The sequence below is a fragment of the Bacillota bacterium genome (assembly GCA_030019365.1).
Taxonomy (GTDB): Bacteria; Bacillota; Sulfobacillia; order JACIYH01; family JACIYH01; genus JACIYH01.
Genome location: JASEFA010000001.1, coordinates 623,404 through 640,089, shown reverse-complemented (window position 1 = coordinate 640,089; position 16,686 = coordinate 623,404). Strand labels below are relative to the sequence as shown.

General features: G+C 70.2%; 14 protein-coding genes, 1 pseudogene and 1 riboswitch. Of the genes and pseudogenes, 11 read left to right on the top strand and 4 right to left on the bottom strand.

Translation table 11 applies throughout. The annotated features are described in order from the left end of the window. Nucleotides 1–93 precede the first annotated feature (93 nt). The 3 genes from QME70_03015 (at nucleotide 94) to QME70_03005 (ending at nucleotide 3,792) form a co-directional block, all read left to right on the top strand. Nucleotides 94–1,092, top strand: coding sequence for an ornithine cyclodeaminase family protein (locus tag QME70_03015; GenBank protein ID MDI6893579.1), 999 nt, complete (start codon nucleotides 94–96; stop codon nucleotides 1,090–1,092). A gap of 175 nt (nucleotides 1,093–1,267) precedes the next feature. Then, nucleotides 1,268–2,383 carry an NAD/NADP octopine/nopaline dehydrogenase family protein gene (locus QME70_03010; GenBank protein ID MDI6893578.1) on the top strand — a complete coding sequence of 372 codons (1,116 nt, stop codon included), beginning with the start codon at nucleotides 1,268–1,270 and terminating at the stop codon, nucleotides 2,381–2,383. Further along, entirely contained in the window at nucleotides 2,380–3,792 is a 1,413-nt protein-coding gene (locus tag QME70_03005) for an amidohydrolase family protein (protein ID MDI6893577.1), read from the top strand. Before QME70_03010 ends, QME70_03005 begins: the two co-directional genes overlap by 4 nt. A gap of 39 nt (nucleotides 3,793–3,831) precedes the next feature. Here QME70_03005 and QME70_03000 read toward each other — a convergent pair whose 3' ends face one another. The 3 genes from QME70_03000 to dnaE are packed head-to-tail and all read right to left on the bottom strand — an operon-like array spanning nucleotide 3,832 to nucleotide 8,545. Next, the gene (locus tag QME70_03000; GenBank protein MDI6893576.1) at nucleotides 3,832–4,476 is read right to left on the bottom strand and encodes a uracil-DNA glycosylase; all 645 of its coding nucleotides are present in this window, start codon (nucleotides 4,474–4,476) and stop codon (nucleotides 3,832–3,834) included. Further along, nucleotides 4,473–5,384, bottom strand: coding sequence for a DUF72 domain-containing protein (locus QME70_02995; GenBank protein ID MDI6893575.1), 912 nt, complete (start codon nucleotides 5,382–5,384; stop codon nucleotides 4,473–4,475). The genes QME70_03000 and QME70_02995 overlap by 4 nt, the downstream gene beginning before the upstream one ends. A gap of 8 nt (nucleotides 5,385–5,392) precedes the next feature. Beyond that, nucleotides 5,393–8,545 carry a DNA polymerase III subunit alpha gene (gene dnaE, locus QME70_02990; GenBank protein ID MDI6893574.1) on the bottom strand — a complete coding sequence of 1,051 codons (3,153 nt, stop codon included), beginning with the start codon at nucleotides 8,543–8,545 and terminating at the stop codon, nucleotides 5,393–5,395. Between the two features lie 164 nt (nucleotides 8,546–8,709). Here dnaE and QME70_02985 point away from each other — a divergent pair, with 164 nt between their 5' ends. Next, nucleotides 8,710–9,351 (top strand): CBS and ACT domain-containing protein, encoded by a 642-nt coding sequence (locus tag QME70_02985; protein ID MDI6893573.1) that lies wholly within the window; start codon nucleotides 8,710–8,712, stop codon nucleotides 9,349–9,351. A gap of 126 nt (nucleotides 9,352–9,477) precedes the next feature. Next, on the top strand, nucleotides 9,478–9,624 hold the full coding sequence (locus QME70_02980) for a hypothetical protein (protein MDI6893572.1): 147 nt from the start codon (nucleotides 9,478–9,480) through the stop codon (nucleotides 9,622–9,624). A gap of 377 nt (nucleotides 9,625–10,001) precedes the next feature. Here QME70_02980 and QME70_02975 read toward each other — a convergent pair whose 3' ends face one another. Beyond that, nucleotides 10,002–10,982 (bottom strand): L-lactate dehydrogenase, encoded by a 981-nt coding sequence (locus QME70_02975; GenBank protein ID MDI6893571.1) that lies wholly within the window; start codon nucleotides 10,980–10,982, stop codon nucleotides 10,002–10,004. Nucleotides 10,983–11,080: 98 nt separating this feature from the next. Between QME70_02975 and QME70_02970 the strand changes: the two genes are divergently transcribed. From QME70_02970 to hrcA, 6 genes and pseudogenes are all read left to right on the top strand, one after another. Next, complete coding sequence (locus tag QME70_02970) at nucleotides 11,081–12,301, top strand: DUF362 domain-containing protein (protein ID MDI6893570.1); 1,221 nt, start codon at nucleotides 11,081–11,083, stop codon at nucleotides 12,299–12,301. Then, on the top strand, nucleotides 12,298–12,870 hold the full coding sequence (locus tag QME70_02965) for a hypothetical protein (protein ID MDI6893569.1): 573 nt from the start codon (nucleotides 12,298–12,300) through the stop codon (nucleotides 12,868–12,870). The genes QME70_02970 and QME70_02965 overlap by 4 nt, the downstream gene beginning before the upstream one ends. A 102-nt stretch (nucleotides 12,871–12,972) precedes the next feature. Continuing rightward, nucleotides 12,973–13,112, top strand: a riboswitch (SAM riboswitch). Between the two features lie 87 nt (nucleotides 13,113–13,199). Then, nucleotides 13,200–14,315: pseudogene (locus QME70_02960) on the top strand (homocysteine biosynthesis protein). Nucleotides 14,316–14,552: 237 nt separating this feature from the next. Continuing rightward, the gene (locus QME70_02955) at nucleotides 14,553–14,711 is read left to right on the top strand and encodes a 4Fe-4S binding protein (protein ID MDI6893568.1); all 159 of its coding nucleotides are present in this window, start codon (nucleotides 14,553–14,555) and stop codon (nucleotides 14,709–14,711) included. Beyond that, nucleotides 14,708–15,457, top strand: coding sequence for a UPF0280 family protein (locus QME70_02950; protein MDI6893567.1), 750 nt, complete (start codon nucleotides 14,708–14,710; stop codon nucleotides 15,455–15,457). Before QME70_02955 ends, QME70_02950 begins: the two co-directional genes overlap by 4 nt. A 186-nt stretch (nucleotides 15,458–15,643) precedes the next feature. Continuing rightward, a complete protein-coding gene (gene hrcA, locus QME70_02945) occupies nucleotides 15,644–16,678 on the top strand; it encodes a heat-inducible transcriptional repressor HrcA (protein ID MDI6893566.1) in 1,035 nt (344 codons plus the stop codon). Nucleotides 16,679–16,686 lie beyond the last annotated feature (8 nt).

The window sequence follows — 16,686 nt, the reverse complement described above, 5'->3', positions numbered from 1 at the left end:
CCGCGGGTTGGAGATCCCATGGGGCCAGACCTGGCCGCTGCGGGTCACCCGGGTACGCCCCACCACCCGGAGTTGCACTGGAGGTGTTTGCCCGTGACGCAGGAGTTGTTGGTCCTTACGGCCGAGGACGTCAGGCGGGCCCTGCCCATGAAGCGGGCCATTTCCGCCTGCGAGGAGGCGTATGCGGAATATTCGGCCGGCGAGGCCGTGGTCCCCCTGCGCACCCAGATACCGGTGCCCCAGTACGAAGGGGTGAGCGTGTTCATGCCCGCTCACCTGCCGGCAGCGGGCAGCACCGCCCTCAAGGTGGTTTCCGTGTACCCGCGTAACCCGGAGCGGGGACTGCCCACCATCATGGGCATGGTGGTGCTGCTCGACGCCACCACCGGTGCGCCTATGGCCCTGCTGGAAGGGGGATACCTCACCGCCCTGCGCACGGGAGCGGCCGCGGGGGCGGCTGCCCGCCACCTGGCCCCCGCCGGAGCCCGGGTGGCGGCCCTGTTCGGCGCCGGGGTGCAGGGTCGCACGCAGGTGCTGGCCCTGGCAGCCGTGCGTCCCCTCGAAGAGGTACGCGTCTTCGACCCCGTGCCCGGGCGGGCCCAGGCCCTGGCCGGCGACCTGAGCGCGGACCTCCCGGGGGTGAGGTGGACCTTCCCGGGCGAGCCCCGGGAGGCGGTGCAGGGGGCGCAGGTGGTGATCACGGCCACTACGTCTTCGACGCCGGTCTTCCCCGGGGAGGCCCTGGCGCCCGGCGCCCACGTGAGCGCCATCGGCTCTTTCACACCCGCCATGCGGGAGATCGATGAGACCACGGTGCTGCGGGCGGATAAGCTGGTGGTGGACTCGCGGGAGGCGGTGCTGGCCGAGGCGGGGGACATCATCATACCGGTGCAACGGGGTGCCATCAGCCGCGACCGCATCCTCGCCGAGGTGGGAGAAATCGTGCGGGGCAGGAAGCCGGGCCGCGAGCGCCCCGACGAGATCACGGTGTACAAGGCCGTGGGCCTGGCGGTACTGGACGCGGCGGCCGCCGCCGCTGCCTACCGCGGCGCCACCGAACTGGGGCTGGGTACGCGGGTACGTCTCATGTAACGGTTGCCCCTCGCGTGCGGCCGTCCGGGGTCGGGCACGTGCGTGGGACTCAGGTGGCCACGCCGACAGGACCGATGTCACGGTCACGCCCCGCAGGTGCGGCTTATCTGAAGCGGGCGGGACGGGAAAAGTATGGCCGGGGGTGAGCGCCTTCGGCACCCAGGGCGGGGGACCCGTGTTCGCTGTACTGGGGGGCGGGCACGGGGGTCTGGCGGCGGCGGCCGACCTGGCCCTGCGGGGATTCCGGGTGCGGCTCTTTGAGCTGCCCGAGTTCGCCCATACGATTGGACCGGTCGCGGAGGCGGGGGGCATCCAGGCCGAGGTGCTGCCCAGCACCGGCCTGCGGGAAGGGTTTGCGTGCCTGGACACCGTCACCACGGATATCGGAGAGGCGGTGACGGGGGCCGACGTGGTGCTGGCGATCGTGCCCTCCTTCGCCCACCGCCGCTTCGCCGAGGTGACTGCACCGGTCGTGCGGCCGGGGCAGGTGGTCCTGGTGGCGCCCGGGAACTTCGGCGGTGTCCTGGAGTTCGCCCTCACCTGGAAGAGGGAGGGCCGGAACCCCGGCCGGGTGACGCTGGCCGAGGCGGAATCGCTCATCTATGCCTGCCGGAAGAAGGGTCCCGCCACCATCTGGATCCGCGGCTACAAGCGCTCCCTGCGGGTGGCGGCCCTGCCCGCCACGCGCACCGGGGAGGTCCTGGCCGTCCTGCGGCAGGCTTACCCCACCCTGGAGTCCGCCCAGAACGTCCTGGAGACCAGTCTCAGCAACCCCAACGCGCCCACCCACCTCCCCGTCATGATCCTGAATGCGGCCCACATCGAGCGCACGGGCGGGCACTTCCTCTTCTACAAGGAGGGGATGACCCCCGCGGTGGGCAGGGTGATCGAGGCCCTGGATGCTGAGCGCCTGACGGTGGGGCGGACCCTGGGTCTTTCCCGCATGCGCTCCCTCTACGAGCAGGACCTGGCCTGGTACGCGCACCAGGGTACCTTCGGAGACAACATCTGCCAGACCAACGTGAATAACCCCATCTATAGCTGGAGCCGGGCCCCCGAGTCCTTCGAGCACCGCTACGTCACCGAGGACGTGCCCTACGGCCTGGTCCCCCTTGAACACCTGGGGGCCGGGCTCGGCGTCGCGACCCCGACCGCCACGGCCGTCATCCACCTGGCGGGCGTCATCGCCGGACGGGACCTGCGGCGGGACGCCCGCACCTTAAGTGCGCTGGGCCTGGGAGATGTCCCGCCGGCGCGACTCCTGGAGATGGTCGAGGAGACGGGCGTATGAGGTTCTTCATCGCCGGGGGCACGGTGGTGACCGGCGACGGGGGCACCGTGCTGGAGGGTGCCACCGTGGTGGTCGAGGGTGCCCTCGTCGCCGACATACTGCCTGCAGGTGCGGGGGCGGTCTCCGGGCAGCCGGTGCCGGCGCGTTCCGGAGCGGGGGGTGCGCCGGTGGACGGTGAGGTGATCGATGCGCGCCGATGCTACGTGCTCCCCGGTCTGATCAACCACCATGCCCATGGCTGCACGCTGGGACCCCTTTTCGCCAGCGGGGCGGAGGCCCTGGCCGAAGGCGAGGTGCGCTGCAACCTGCTCCGTCACCTGCAGGCGGGCACCACCACCGTACTCAACCTGGACGGTTTCGCCCTGCCCGAGGAGGTGGAGGCGGCCCGCTCCCTCGCCCCCGTGAACCTGAAGACGGCCACTTCCCATACCCCCCTCAACCTCAGAGCCGCCCTGCGGGCCGACGGACGGGGCCTTTCCCCGCGCCACCGCCGCATGACCGCCGAGAGGATGCTGGAGGCGGGGGCGGTGTGCCTGGGGGAAATCGGCGGCGGTCACACCCTGGGCGGGGGCGGGCAGGAGTACCTGTACATACCGCGGGCCGTGCGAGAGCGTACGGGGCGGGAGATATCACCGGCGGGGGCGCGGGCGCTGAAGACGGCGGTGCTGGGGCGCCACATCGATCCCCGGGCGTACAGGGAGGCAGCCGTGCGCGATGTCCTGGGCGAACTGGGCCTGGCCGATGTGCTCTCCCCGCAGGGGGCCAGGCGGCTGGTGGAGGAGAGCGTGCTGCCCTCGTTTCAGGCGGCCCTGGACGGGATGCGGGAGGCGGTGGAAGTGGGAGCGCGGCTGGGGGTCCCCGTCATCCTGCACACCGCTGCCCCTTCCCGGGCGGTGGTACTGGAGCTCGTCCGCCATGGAGGGCGGCTGATCGCCGCCCACTGCAATCATGACTCGCTCCTTCCGGACGAGGCGGTGGACCTGGCGCTGCGCCTGCGGGCGGCGGGAGTCCTGGTGGACGTGGCCACCTTCGACGCCTTCGGGGCGCGTCATACCACCCCCGGTCCGCAACCTCTGCTGGAGCTGGTGGCCCGGGGGGCGGCCGACCTCATATCCACCGACTACGGGGGCGGTCTTTTCGACCCCCAGGTGGTGGCTCTGGCCGAGGTGCTCGGCCGGGGGTTACGTCCACTCGCAGAAGCGGTGGCCATGGTTACGGGGTGGGTAGCCGACGCCGTCCCCAGCCTGGCCCCCGACCGCGGTTACCTGGAACGCGGGCGCGTGGCCGACCTGGTGCTGCTCCGCCGGGACGACCCGGGCCGGGTGGAGATGGTGATGGTGGGCGGTCGTCCTCTGGTGGAGGCCATGCGCGGCCCGCACGGCGGGCTCAGGATGGTTGCCCCCCGGTGATCGCAGTGCTGTCAGAGGGCGTGCTCCGTTCAGATTTCTCTACGGACCGCCGCCCCGCAGCAGGCGGGCCAGGGCCGCCATGTCCTGCTCCAGGGTGTTCTTGAGCTCCTCGCGGTAGAAGACGGCGGCGGGGTGGTGGGTGACGAACACCGTGTGCCCTTCCCGCTGGAGGGGGCGCCCGCGCACCGCGGCCAGCCTGACCCCCGGTCCCAGCACGGCCCGGACGGCGGCGGTCCCCTGGGGGCATACGATGCGGGGACGTATGATCTCGACTTGAGGCCGCAGGTAGTGCTGCGCGCACACCTCGATTTCCGATGCGCGGGGAGTGCGGTTGCCCGGTGGGCGGCACTTGACAGCCCCGGTGATGAACGTCTCCCCGCGGTCGAGCCCGGCTTCCCCCAGCAGGTGACCGAGCAGGCGACCGGCATTGCCCACATAGGGACGGCCGGCCTCGTCCTCCTTTTCGCCGGGAGCTTCTCCCACCAGCACCAGAGCGGCATCGGCAGGACCCTCGCCCGGCACAGCCAGCCGGCGTGAATCGCCCAGGGGGCACAGGTGGCACCGCCGTGCCTCTTCCGCCAGCACTGCGAGGCGCCCCTCCCGCTCCGCCAGCCCCGCGGGACGCTGCTCCCGCTCCGCCCTCGTCTCTCCGGGGACTGCGGTCGGGAGATGCACCGGCCTCACCCGCGGGCACCTCCTCCTGCGGCCCCACCTGCCGCCGACGCCGATGCACTGCCCCTCCTCTCCGCCGGGCCGGCCAGAGCGGGGGAGTGGGATTCCAGCACCGTCTCCGCCGTGACCAGGGGAGTGGGCCAGGTAAGCTCCAGCAACTCCTTGATCGTGCGACCGTTGATGACCGCCTGCCCGCGCCGGTGGTTGTTCATGCTCACGAACACCTTACCCGCCTGCCGCTCCAGGAGGCGGATGCGGGGCACCCACTCGGCCAGTTCCTCCCGGGTGTAGAGATAGTCATAGCGTTCGGAGGGATCCTCGTGCCGCCACCATTTCTGATAGTTGCGCCCGTGGAAGCGCACGTAGGCCACGTCGGCGGTCGCCCGCACGGCCGGGGGCACCAGGGTGCGGAAGGCCGGCTCATCCACGCAGGTGAACCCCAGTCGGCTCTCCTCCAGGAGGTGAAACACGTCTTCCCGCAGCCATTCCTGGTGGCGGAACTCCACCACGGCCGGCGTCCCCCTGAGGTCCTGGCCCAGGTCCCGCAGCAGCGCCACATTCTCGCCGTTGTAGCGGAAGCTGGTGGGGAACTGCAGCAGGGCGCACCCCAGGCGTCCTTCCTGGCGCAGCGGTTCGAGGGCGTCCAGCATGGCGCGCAACTCATGGCGCGGCCGTTCCCTCTCGTGGGTGATGCCCCGGTACGCCTTCACGGCAAAGGAGAACCGCGGCGGGGTCATCTGGACCATATTCCTCAGCATGGGACGGCTGGGCTGGCGGTAGTACGTCGTGTTCAGTTCCACGAAGTCGAATTCCCGGCTGTAGAACTCGAGCATGCGGTTCTTGGGGAGGTCCTTGGGGTAGAACACACCCCGCCAGTCCTCGTACGAGTAGCCCCCCGTTCCCACGACGATCGTCGCCATCACCCCGCCTAGCTTTCTCCCCCGCGACCGATGCTAAAAGCCGGACTCCCCAGGGCCGACGCCAGGAGGCGCAGGTGACCACCCCGGCGGTCCAGCCGCCCCCGTACGGTGAGGTGACGGGGGTCCAGGGCCAGGGCGTCCCGCTCGTATACCCGGGCGGGTACGTGTACGTGCACCATCTCGCGCCCGGTGTCCAGCAGGAGTACCAGGCGGTAACCGCCCCCCGGTGCCGGAACGCGTTGCCCCTGCACCACCCGGCCCTCGAGTATCACTTCTTGATCATCTGCGCGGGCCGGTTGTTCGTCGGGCCGCGCACATTCGGTCCGGCCTGCGCCGGGCCTTTCGGCCTCTTCGCGTGCCAGAAGCAGCGCAGAGAGGGCCGCCCGGGGTACTTTGCCCCGCAGGCGGAGGGTCAGGTCCTGGGGGGAACGGAAATCGCCGCCCCTCGCCCGTTCCCGCAGGCAGGCGAGGGCGGCGTGCAGGCCCACGCCGGGCAGGGAGAGGAGCCCGGCCCGTATGGCCCCTTTTTCCGCCCGCCAGAAGGCGCCGCTGTGATTGGGGTGGGCGGGCAGCACGGCGATCCCCAGGCGCCGTGCCTCGTACAGGTAGAGGTCGGGCGGGTAGTACCCGCCGGGGTTGGAGAGGAGGGCGGCCAGGTACGGTGCTGGATGGTGGGCCTTGAGGTAGGCGGCCTGGTAGGCCAGGCGGGCGTAGCAGGTGGCGTGGGCCCGGTTGAAGGTATACCCGGCCGCCCTGCTCAGCCAGTGGAAGGCGTCTCTTGCTTCGGCTTCGGGTATGCCCCGCTCGCGCGCGCCGCTCACGAACCGGGCTTCCCATTCCCGGAGCAGGGCGGGGCGCAGGCGCTGCCCCTTCTCCAGCAAGCGCCGCATGAGATCTGCCTTTCCCGCAGTCATGCCGGCCAGGCGCTGGCCCGCTTCCATCACCTGCTCCTGGTAGACCAGGATGCCCCGCGTGGGGGCCAGGATGTCCTGCAGGAGGGGAGGCGGCCCGCTCACCTCGGTGGGCGGTCCGCCCCTGCCTGCGGCGGCCGGTGAGGCCCCGCCTGGCGCTCCGGCAGCCCGTGCGCTGTCCCCTGCGCCGGTGTCCCCGGCCCGCCTGTGGGCGGCCCGCCGGCTGCGCGCCCGCAGGGGTCCGGGCTTGTACGAGGCGATGGCGGTGGCCAGGTCCGGCAGGGAACGGGGCTGCATCCGTTCCAGCAGGTGACGCATCCCTTCGCTCTCCAATTGGAAGCATCCCACCGTCTCCGCCGCACCGATCAGGTCCCAGGTGATGGGGTCGTCAGGATCGAGACGATCCACCGAGAAGGCCGGCTCCGCCTGGCGCACCATGCGCTCCGTATCACCCGCCACCGTGAGGTGCCGCAGGCCCAGCACGTCCAGCTTGGGCACCCCCAGCATTTCCAGGGATTCGGCGTCATACTGGCTCACGGGCTGGCCGTCGGGGGCCCGGTACAGGGGCAGCTCCTCTCGCTGGCCGGGCGGGATGACCACCACCCCCGAGGGGTGGCGGGAGCGCCCCACCGGGATACCTTCCAGCAGCGCTGCCGCCCCGAACAGGGTACGGAAGGGTTCCCGGTCACGGGGGATGGCCCGCAGCTCGGGTACCGAGGCCAGGGCGTGGGCCAGCGCCCCGGGGCCGCGCTCGCCGGGGAAGGCGGCGGTGAGGGCGCCGATGCGGTCGGGGGGAAGGCCCAGGGCCCGCCCTGCCAGGCGCAGGGCTGACCTCGCCCCCAGCGTGGTGAACGTGACCACTCCCACGGCTCCCGCCTGCCCGGTGAGCATGGCGATCACCTCCGGGCGTCGGCGCTGGCACACGTCCATGTCGATGTCGGGCAGGTCCGGCCTCTCCGGATTCAGGAAGCGCTCGAACATTAGCCCTTCTTCCAGGGGGTCCACGTCGGTGATGCCCAGGCAGTAGCAGACCAGGCTGCCCGCCGCCGAGCCACGGCCCGGGCCCACCGGAATCCCCTCCCGGTGGCACCAGGACGCCACCCGGTGCGCCAGCAGGAAGTAGTCGGCCAGCCCCCGCCCGATGGTGACCTCCAGTTCCCGCTCCAGGCGTGGCGCCACCTCGGAGGGTTCCCCCGTGGGATAGCGAGAGCGTCGCCCCTCATCCACCAGGCGCCGCAGGTCATCGGCAGAGTGGGCCGGGCAGGCGGGGTCCGGCAGCCCGCCGCCTTCAGCGCCTGCGAGCGGCTCCAGGTCCCAGTGACATTCCTCCGCGATGGCTACCGTGTTGGCCAGCGCTTCCTCTGCGACGGCGCGGGGCAGGAAGGCCAGTCTCCGTCGGATCTCCCTTTCGGAGCACAGCCAGAGGTCACCGCTTTCCCGGGGCCCATCTCCCTGCTGCGGGCTATCTTCCCTTGGGCCGTCTCGATCAGCAGGCCCGACCGATTCCCGGCCGCCTGGCTTGCGGAGGCTCGCTGGCGCCGCGTCGTGTGGCTGGCCGGGGCGAGATGATCTCTGGCCGGCGAGAAGAAGCCGCCGCACGGTCGCCTCGCGGGGCTCCGCGTAGTGGACGTCGGCCGTAGCGGCGAGCGGTACGGCCAGTTCCCGGGCCAGATCGACCAGGCCGGCGAGCACCGGCTGGGCCACGGCGCCGGTGGCCGGCACTTCGATGAAGAATGCCCCGCAAAACAGCTCGCGCAGCAGGCCGGCCAGGTCCGCCGCCCGTTTCCGCTCGCCGACCGCGAGCAGCCCCGCCAGCGGTCCCCGTACCGAACCGCTCAGACATACCAGGCCCCCCGCCTGCTCCTGCAGTACCGACAGGGGTTGGGGCCTGCAGCCCCAGGTCATGGCCTGAGCGGCGCTGCTAAGCCGGCAGAGGTTGTGGTACCCCGTCTGATCGTGGCACAGCAGCACGAGTTCGAAGGGTGCTCCGTCCCGGCCGGTCCCTGCGCGCGCAGCCACTGTCGCGCCGCCCTTATCACCAGGGCAAAACGCAAGTTGTACTCCTGCCACGGGCCGTACGCCGTGGCGCCGACAGGCGGCCACGAACGAGGGCACCCCGTGCAGGACGCCGTGGTCGGTGAGGGCGAGGGCGGGCATCCCCAGCGTCGCTGCCTTTTTCACCAGAGCCGCCGGCGCCGTGGGGGAGTCGAAAAAGCTGAAATGGCTGTGAACGTGCAGGTGCGTGAACATCGCTCCTAGTTTTCCCCGCTTTTGTCCCGCACGGGAACACGTGGTACGCTATGGGGTCGACCTGGACCCGTAGAATCCCTACCTTGAAGGTAAAACCAGGGCGGTGGCGAAACATTCCTGCGATACCGCGGGCCGCAGCGGCCCCGCGCGAGGGGGTTTGTGCCGTGCTGGTGCGTGACCGTATGTCGAAGGACCTGGTGACGGTGTCGCCTTCCACGCCGGTTCCGGAAGCCCTGCGCATGATGGAGCAGAGGCATATCCGGCGGCTCCCCGTGGTCAAGGACGGGGAGCTGGTGGGGATAGTCACCCTGCTGGACCTCTTCCGGGTTTCCCCTTCTCCGGCCACCAGTCTCAGCATCTGGGAGCTCAACTACCTGATCGCTCGCCTGCCCGTGGAACAGGCGATGACCCGCAAGGTGGTCACCGTGTCCCCGGATGCTACCCTGGAAGAGGCTGCTCTTCTCATGCGGCAGCACCGGGTGGGGGGCCTGCCCGTGGTGGAAGACGGCCGGCCGGTGGGCATCATCACCGAGACCGACATATTCGAGGCCTTCCTGGATCTGATGGGCCTGCGGCAGCCCGGCCTGCGCGTCACCCTGACGCTCCCGGACCGGGTGGGCATGCTGGCGGCCGTCACCGGCATCTGCCGCGATCACGGTGTCAACATCCTGAGCGTGGCTTCCTTCCCGCCCCACGAAGGTGAGGCGGAGATCATCATGCGCCTGGCCGGTGAGCGCGCCCGCGCGGCGGTGGATGCCATCCGCGACGCGGGCTACCGGGTGGTGGACACGCGCGACAGCCAGTAGCCGGCTGCTCTTGCCAGCGGCCCTCTGCATGATACGATAGGGGAGAGGAGGGCGTGGCATGTCGCGGACGGCAGTGGGACATGCGCTTGATGATGGACTGATCGCCTGGCGCTTGCCGACCTGCCCGTGGACAAGGACATCAGCTACGATGCGGAGTTCTGGCCCGAGCGCTCCGATGTGGAAGAGGCTCTGGAGACGGCGGAGGCCATTCGTGCGTTTGTCCTGGAAAGGATGCCCCGTTTGGACCATCGTTCGGGCGAGAGTGCCGGGTAGCCCAGGCTCCATCCTTCGGTCTTTCGTGTCACGCGCTGTGGGTGTTGCCCCCCAGGTAGTAGAGGCCGAGGCGGTCGTCCGCCGCGATTTCGGCGCCGGGCCCTGGCGTACGACACGGCCGTTCTGGAGGACATAGACATAGCTGGCGACCTGGAGGGCGAGCGGGACGCCGTAGCGGCTTCCCGCCACCACCAGGGTGAGGGGATGGGCCAGGGCGTTCTCCAGGCGGCCGAAAAGCCGGGGCCTGGGCAGGGCTGCCCCCGGCAGGCGCGGCAAACCGTAGTGGATGCGGTGGGGTTCCGGCCCGGTCACCGGATTTCACGTCGCGTGTCAGTCAACTGTGGGATTACGGTTGCTACTGAAGCATTTGGCTGCGGTCAGGCCGGGTCCCTGCTCTCTCTCGCGGCCGGATCGACCCCGGCGGCAAGGTGCGAGAAGCCGGCCAGCACGCGGGCGGATCGGGACAGCGCCTCCAGCTCCTGTTCGGCCAGGGGAGGGGCCAGCACCTTTTCCCTGCCCCGCCTGCCTACTATGGTGGGAAGGCTGAGGCAGACTCCGGTGATGCCGTACGCACCTTCCACCAGGCCGGAAACGGTCAGGACCGAGCGCTGGTCGTTGAGGATCGCCTGCAGGATGCGCCGCAGTACCACCGCTATGGCGTAGTAGGTCGCGCCCTTACGCGAGATCACCTCTCCGGCTGCCTCCCGTACCCTGGAGAAGAAGGCGCCGGGATCGCCAACGGGCCTGCTGGTGAGCGTTTCGAACTCGGGCACCGTTAGGCCTGCCACCGTGGCGCGGCTCCACAGGGGCACTTCGCTATCACCGTGTTCCCCCACCACGTAGGCATGGACGTTACGGGGATCTACCCCGAAGTGGTGGCCCAGGGCCTGGCGGAAGCGAGCGCTGTCCAGCACCGTGCCCGACCCGATTACCCGTTCGGGTGGCCACCGGGTCAGATGCAGGGCCGCCTGTGTGAGCACGTCGACGGGGTTGGAGACCATTACCAGCAGGGCCTGGGGACACAGGCGGGCGATGGCGGGGATGGTGTCACGCAGCGCCTCGAGGTTCACCTGCACGAGCTGGAGGCGGCTCTGTCCCGGTTTCTGCGCACTCCCCGCACAGAACAGGATGATGTCCGATCCCCGGCAATCTTCGTAATCCCCCGCCCTTACGGACACGGGTGCGGTCAGAGGGCTCCCGTGCAGCAGGTCCAAAGCGTGTCCTTCCGCCTTTGCCCTGTCCTTATCGACCAGGACCAGCTCGCGCGCCAGGCCCGACAGCATGATGGTGTAGGCTGCGGCAGACCCCACGTACCCCGAGCCCACCACGGCCAGCTTGGGTCCGTAATGAGATTTCATACCGACCACCGCATCCATCATGTCCGGCCCGCACCCGTTCCATGCAGGGAGGAAAGCCCGGGGCTGTCCCAGAACAGGCTAGGCGGGGGGAGTCTGTCATGGCCGGCGGGTCGCCAGCCGGTGCCCGGGTGGGCCTGGTGCGGGTGGGGGAAGACGATATCGGGGTGGCGCGGGCGGTGGAGGCCGCCGGGGGCATCGAGCGGCTGGTGAAGCCGGGTGCGCGCGTGCTGGTGAAGCCCAACCTGGTGGCGGTGCCTCCCCATCCCCGCAACGGGGCGGTGACCTGGGCGGAGGTGACCCGGACGGTGGCGGACCTGGTGCGGGAGCTGGGGGGAGACCCGGTCATCGCCGACTCGGCCGCCGTGGGGGCATGCACTGGGGACGTGATGGCCGTGTGCGGGTACCACTCCCTGCGGGACGCCGGGTACCAGGTGATCGACCTCAAGGCAGGCGAAGAGGTGGAAGTGGAGGTGCCCGGCGGCCTGGTAGTGAAGCGCCTGGTCACCTACCGCCAGGTGGCGGAGGCAGACGTGATCGTGAGCGTGCCGGTGCTGAAGACCCACGACCAGCTGGGGGCCAGCCTGGCCCTGAAAAACCTGAAGGGACTGCTCGCCGACCGCGACAAGAAGCGCCTGCACACCGTGGGCGTGGTGGAGGGGATCTGCGACCTCATCACCGTACTCCCTCCCCTGTACGCGGTGGTGGATGGCACCGTGGGCCAGGAGGGACTGGGACCGGTGTTCGGCCGGCCCGTCCCCCTGGGGGTGGTGCTGGCGGGGGCGGACCCGGTGGCCGTCGATACGGTAGCCGGGTGGATCATGGGTTTCCAACCGGGAGAGCTGCCGCTTCCCCGGCGGGCGGCGGACCGTGGCCTGGGATGCGACGACCTTGCCTCCATCCGGGTGGCGGGAGAGGACCCCGCCCTGCTGCGAAGGCGGTTTCTGCGGGCGGAGGAGGACGTCCTCCTGGATATCCCGGACTTCCGGGTGGTGTTCGCGCCCGAGACCTGCACGGGGTGTCATCACACCGTGCTCTCGGTGGTAGCCGAGATCAAGGAAGAGGGTTGCGCGGAGGTCTTGAGCGGCAGGGTGGTGGTGGCGGGGCCGTTGCCGAACGGTGTGCTGCCCCCTGTCGGGGCGGATGGGGCGGCGGGGCCGGGCGAACTCACCGGCCGGGAGGCTCGGCGTTGGGAGGGGTGGTCCGGCCTGGTGCTGGTGGGGAACTGCGCGGCGAGGTGCGCCCACCTGGGGGCATGGGTGCAGGGGTGCCCTCCCCACAACGCCTGGGTTAAAGACGCTCTGCTGGGCGGCCGGGCATGATGGAGGTCCTGGGGGATCGGGCACCATGGGCACCGCTCCTGGCGTTTTTTGCCCAGGGAGTCGGGTTCCCGGTTCCCCTGGCGGTGGCCTTCGGCATTCTGGGCGACCTGGTGCTGGCAGGGCGGCTGGGCCCGGTTGAGGGCTTTGCCCTGTGCCTGGGGGCCAGCTGGGCGGGGAACCTGACCGGGTATGCCCTGGCCCGGCTGGGCGAGGGATGGGTCCTGCGGGTGGCGGGGCGCATGATTCCGGTGCGGCAGGATGCTGGCTCGCCCTCGTGGTACGCACGCGTCCGTCGCCACTTCTGGTGGGTTCTCACGGCGGCGCGCTGGACGGGTGGGTATCCCCAGGTACTCTGGGCCGCCGGTGCCCTGCGCCACTCCCCGCTGGGGGTGGCCGCCGGCACCCTGCTGTGCGATGCCGTGTGGGCCGCCTTCTGGCTATGGGCGGCCGTGGAGGGGGTGGCGTGGGCGAGAAGGGTGCCGGTTGCCGCCGCCGCGGTTGCTCTGGCTGCGGTGGCGGTTGTCGCGGCGTCATCCGTGCGCGCCCGGAGTACAGCCCGGGGGCGCTGACCCAGGGTGACCCAGACCGATGACCTGGGGGCCTGGGTTGATGCATTGACAGCAGCGGGCGCGCGTGCTATAGTGAGCGCCAAACACAATAAGGTCGGGGGACTCTTATCCAGAGCGGCGGAGGGACTGGCCCGATGAAGCCCGGCAACCGGTCACGGGGCTGAAGCCGGCGACGGTGAAGGCTCGCCAGCGTGATGGCGGTGCCAACTCCTGCGGAACCCCATGGTTCCGAGAGATGAGAGGTCCGGTGCTGGACGCCTCTTCCTCTCGGAGAGGCGTTTTTCGTTCTCCGGAACTCCCGGGAGTCCCCCGTCCGGGAGGAGGTATCCGTGGTGCCCAAGACGTTCGCCGAGATCAACCAGCGCATCCGGGAGGGAAAGGCGGTGGTGGTCACCGCCGAAGAGGTGATCCCCCTGGTGCGGGAGAAGGGCCCCCGCCGGGTGGCGGAGGAGGTGGATGTGGTGACTACCGCCACCTTCGCCCCCATGTGTTCCTCGGGGGCTTTCCTCAACTTCGGCCACAGCGAACCCCCCATCAAGATGCAGTCGGTACGGCTGAACGATGTGCCCGCCCACGCCGGGGTGGCGGCGGTGGACGCCTACCTGGGGGCTACCGAGCTGGGCCGCAGCCAGGGTATGGCCTACGGGGGTGCCCACGTCATCGAGGACCTGGTGGCGGGGAGGCCCGTCCTCCTGGAGGCTGAGAGCTACGGCACCGACTGCTACCCGCGGCGGTCCATCCGGACGCGCGTCCGTCTCGATGACCTGAACCAGGCCTACCTGTTCAACCCACGCAACTGCTACCAGAACTACGCGGCTGCCACCAACGGTTCGGACCGGATCATCTATACGTACATGGGCAAGCTACTGCCCCGCTTCGGCAACGTGACGTACTGCAGCGCCGGCCAGCTCAGCCCCCTGCTCAACGATCCCGACCTGCGTACGGTGGGGATCGGCACCCGCGTGTTCCTGGGTGGCGGCATTGGGTATGTGGCCTGGGAGGGAACTCAGCATTTCCCTGCCCGGCGCCGCCGGGGTGGAATACCGGTGGGGCCGGCTGCCACCCTGGCCCTGGCCGGGGACCTGCGGGGGATGGATCCCCGCTTCCTGCGCGCTGCCACCTTCACCCGCTACGGTGTGACCCTGTTCGTGGGGGTGGGCATTGCCATCCCCATCCTGGACGAGGAACTGGCCCGGCAGGTGGGGGTGAGCGACGAGGACATCCACACAGTGGTCCTCGATTACGGCCATCCGCACCGCGACCGTCCTGTGGTGGCAGAGGTGAGTTACGCCCAGCTGCGCTCCGGGCGCGTCCCCGTCAACGGTCACCCGGTGCCCGCCGCACCGATATCCAGCCTGCGCAGAGCGCGGGAAATCGCGGCCATCCTCAAGGAATGGGTGGCGGGGGGCCATTTCCTGCTGGCCGAGCCCGCGGCCCCGCTTCCCTGGCGCGATTCCCTCCGCACCCTGGCCGAAAGGGACGCCGGGCCCGAGCCTGCTGCCGGCGAAGTGGCGGCATGCAGGGAGGAGGCCCCTGCCCTCGGCGCGGGCAACCCCACCGCCCTCGGCAACTCCACCCTTGGCAGCACGTTAGCCGCCGCGGGCAACTCCAGCCCTGAGCGCAACTATGCGGCCGTGAGCGTCTCCGCGGCAGGCAACTCCGCTGCCGCTCCCCTTCCCCGGATGGAGTCCTGTGTGGCCTGCGGGGCCTGCACGGCCGTGTGCCTGCCGGAAGCGCTGTACCTGCACCGGGACACCGGGGAACTGGGCTGGCAGCCGGATCGCTGTACGGGGTGCGGCCTCTGTCTCGATGCCTGTCCGGTGGGAGCGCTTGGGGGGTGACCGCAGTGCAGGTGGAGGAGAGGTTTTACCGGCACGTCATGGGCAGTCCGGACCTGGCCTGTTTTCAGGTGATGGAAGGGGAGAGCGACCTCTGGGTGGCGGTGGACCGGGAGAGCTGGTCTCCCGGCCTCCCGGACCGGGCTCGGGATCTGGTGCGCCGGGTGCGTAGAGACGTGGAGTCGTACATCGCCAGGGACAGCTCTTTCCTTACTTCCCTGGAGCCGGTGGCGGTCGCCGGGGACGCTCCCGCCATAGTACGGGAGATGGCCCAAGCGGCTGCTCACGTGGGGGTGGGCCCCATGGCCGCCGTGGCCGGGGCCGTGGCCGAAGCGGTGGCGCGCGACCTCCTTCCCCACGTGCACGAGGTCATGGTGGAGAACGGTGGCGACATCTTCCTGTGCAGCCGGAAACCCCGGCGGGTGGCCATCCTGGCCGGAACCTCGCCCTTTTCCCTGCGGGTCGGGCTGCTCATCCCCGGCGACGGCGGCCCGATGGCGGTGTGCACCTCGGCTGGACGCTGGGGGCACTCCCTCAGCCTGGGGTGTGCGGATGCCGCGGTGGCGGTGGCCGCGTCAGGCGCCCTCGCCGACGCGGGTGCCACCTGGCTGGGCAACCTCGTGCGCGAGGTGGCCGATCTGTCCGCCGCCCTGGAGCAGGCCCGGGGGCTGCCCGGCCTGGTGGGCGTGGTTCTCGTCAAAGACTCCCGGATGGCGGCCTGGGGAGAAATACAGCTCACGCCCGTGTGACTTGGGTGGGGGGGTCCGGCAGGGTCCCCCCGCACCGCCATCTGGCGGAGGCGGGGGAAGAGGACCGGCAGACTGCTGCAATGATCTGGTCGCACCGGTGTTCGCAGCGTTGACAACTGCGGGGGGTGGATGCTATTGTCTTGATGGGTTTTAGCACTCGCCTGTATGGAGTGCTAAGGTGAGACGGTGGACGAGCGCAAGCGCAGGATACTGCAGGCCATAGTGGAGGACTACGTGGCCACGGCCGAGCCGGTGGGATCGCGCACCATCGCTCGCAAGTACGGGCTGGGGGTGAGCGCGGCCACCATCCGCAACGAGATGGCGGATCTGGAAGAGTTGGGATACGTGGAGCAGCCCCATGCCTCGGCGGGGCGCATCCCGTCCGACCGGGGGTACCGCTTCTACGTTGACGAGCTGATGGAGGTGAAGCCCCTGCCCGCGTCCGTGGTGGTGCGCGTCCGCGACCTGTGCGAGGGGCGCACCCGCGCCATGGAGGCAGTACTGCACCAGGTGGCCGGCCTGCTCAGCGAGGCCACCAGCTCTCTGGCCATCCTGATGGGCCCCCACGCCGGTCAGATGGTGTTCCGGAGCCTGGACCTGGTGCCGGTCGGACCGGGGCGGGCTCTGCTGGTGGCCGTTGCTGACCTGGGGCTCCTGGAGTCCGGGATGGTGGAAGTGCCGGTGGACCTCACCCGGGCGGAGCTGGAGTATGTCGCCCAGGTGCTCACGCGGGCGCTGCGCGGTCTGGCAGTGCAGGCGCTCTCCCAGAGCGTCCTGCGGGAACTGGAGGCGGAGCTGGCGCGGTACCGGCAGGTTCTCGAGCAGGTGCTGGAGATCCTGGTGGCCTCGGCGGGCGAGCACTCCGGTGAGCGCATGTACCTGGTGGGCCTGGGGGCGTTGCTCGGCCAGCCCGAGTTCCACGACCGCCAGCGGCTGCGGGCGGTGATCTCCGTCCTCGAGCAGGAAGTCCTGGTCAAGTACCTGCTCGTAGCCGGAGGCGAACGGGCGGAGTCGCGGGTGCTGGTCAGCATCGGCGAGGAGAATCCTCTGGGCGAAGTCCGCGACCTGAGTCTGGTGCTGGCGCCTTACCGGGCCGGCATGTCTCTGGGGCGCCTGGCGGTGATCGGACCCAAGCGCATGGATTACGGCCGGGCGGTGGGCGCGGTGGCGGAGTTCGAGCAACTGCTCACCGATCTGCTGGGGAGGTGGGCCCTGGTGTAAGGGGGTCA

What these genes read in the sequence shown, in the direction of transcription:
- QME70_03005 (MDI6893577.1), top strand. Translation starts at nt 2,380, where the DNA reads ATGAGGTTCTTCATCGCCGGGGGCACGGTGGTGACCGGCGACGGGGGC.
- QME70_02995 (MDI6893575.1), bottom strand. Translation starts at nt 5,384, where the DNA reads ATGGCGACGATCGTCGTGGGAACGGGGGGCTACTCGTACGAGGACTGG.
- dnaE (MDI6893574.1), bottom strand. Translation starts at nt 8,545, where the DNA reads ATGTTCACGCACCTGCACGTTCACAGCCATTTCAGCTTTTTCGACTCC.
- QME70_02975 (MDI6893571.1), bottom strand. Translation starts at nt 10,982, where the DNA reads ATGAAATCTCATTACGGACCCAAGCTGGCCGTGGTGGGCTCGGGGTAC.
- QME70_02970 (MDI6893570.1), top strand. Translation starts at nt 11,081, where the DNA reads ATGGCCGGCGGGTCGCCAGCCGGTGCCCGGGTGGGCCTGGTGCGGGTG.
- QME70_02965 (MDI6893569.1), top strand. Translation starts at nt 12,298, where the DNA reads ATGATGGAGGTCCTGGGGGATCGGGCACCATGGGCACCGCTCCTGGCG.
- QME70_02955 (MDI6893568.1), top strand. Translation starts at nt 14,553, where the DNA reads ATGGAGTCCTGTGTGGCCTGCGGGGCCTGCACGGCCGTGTGCCTGCCG.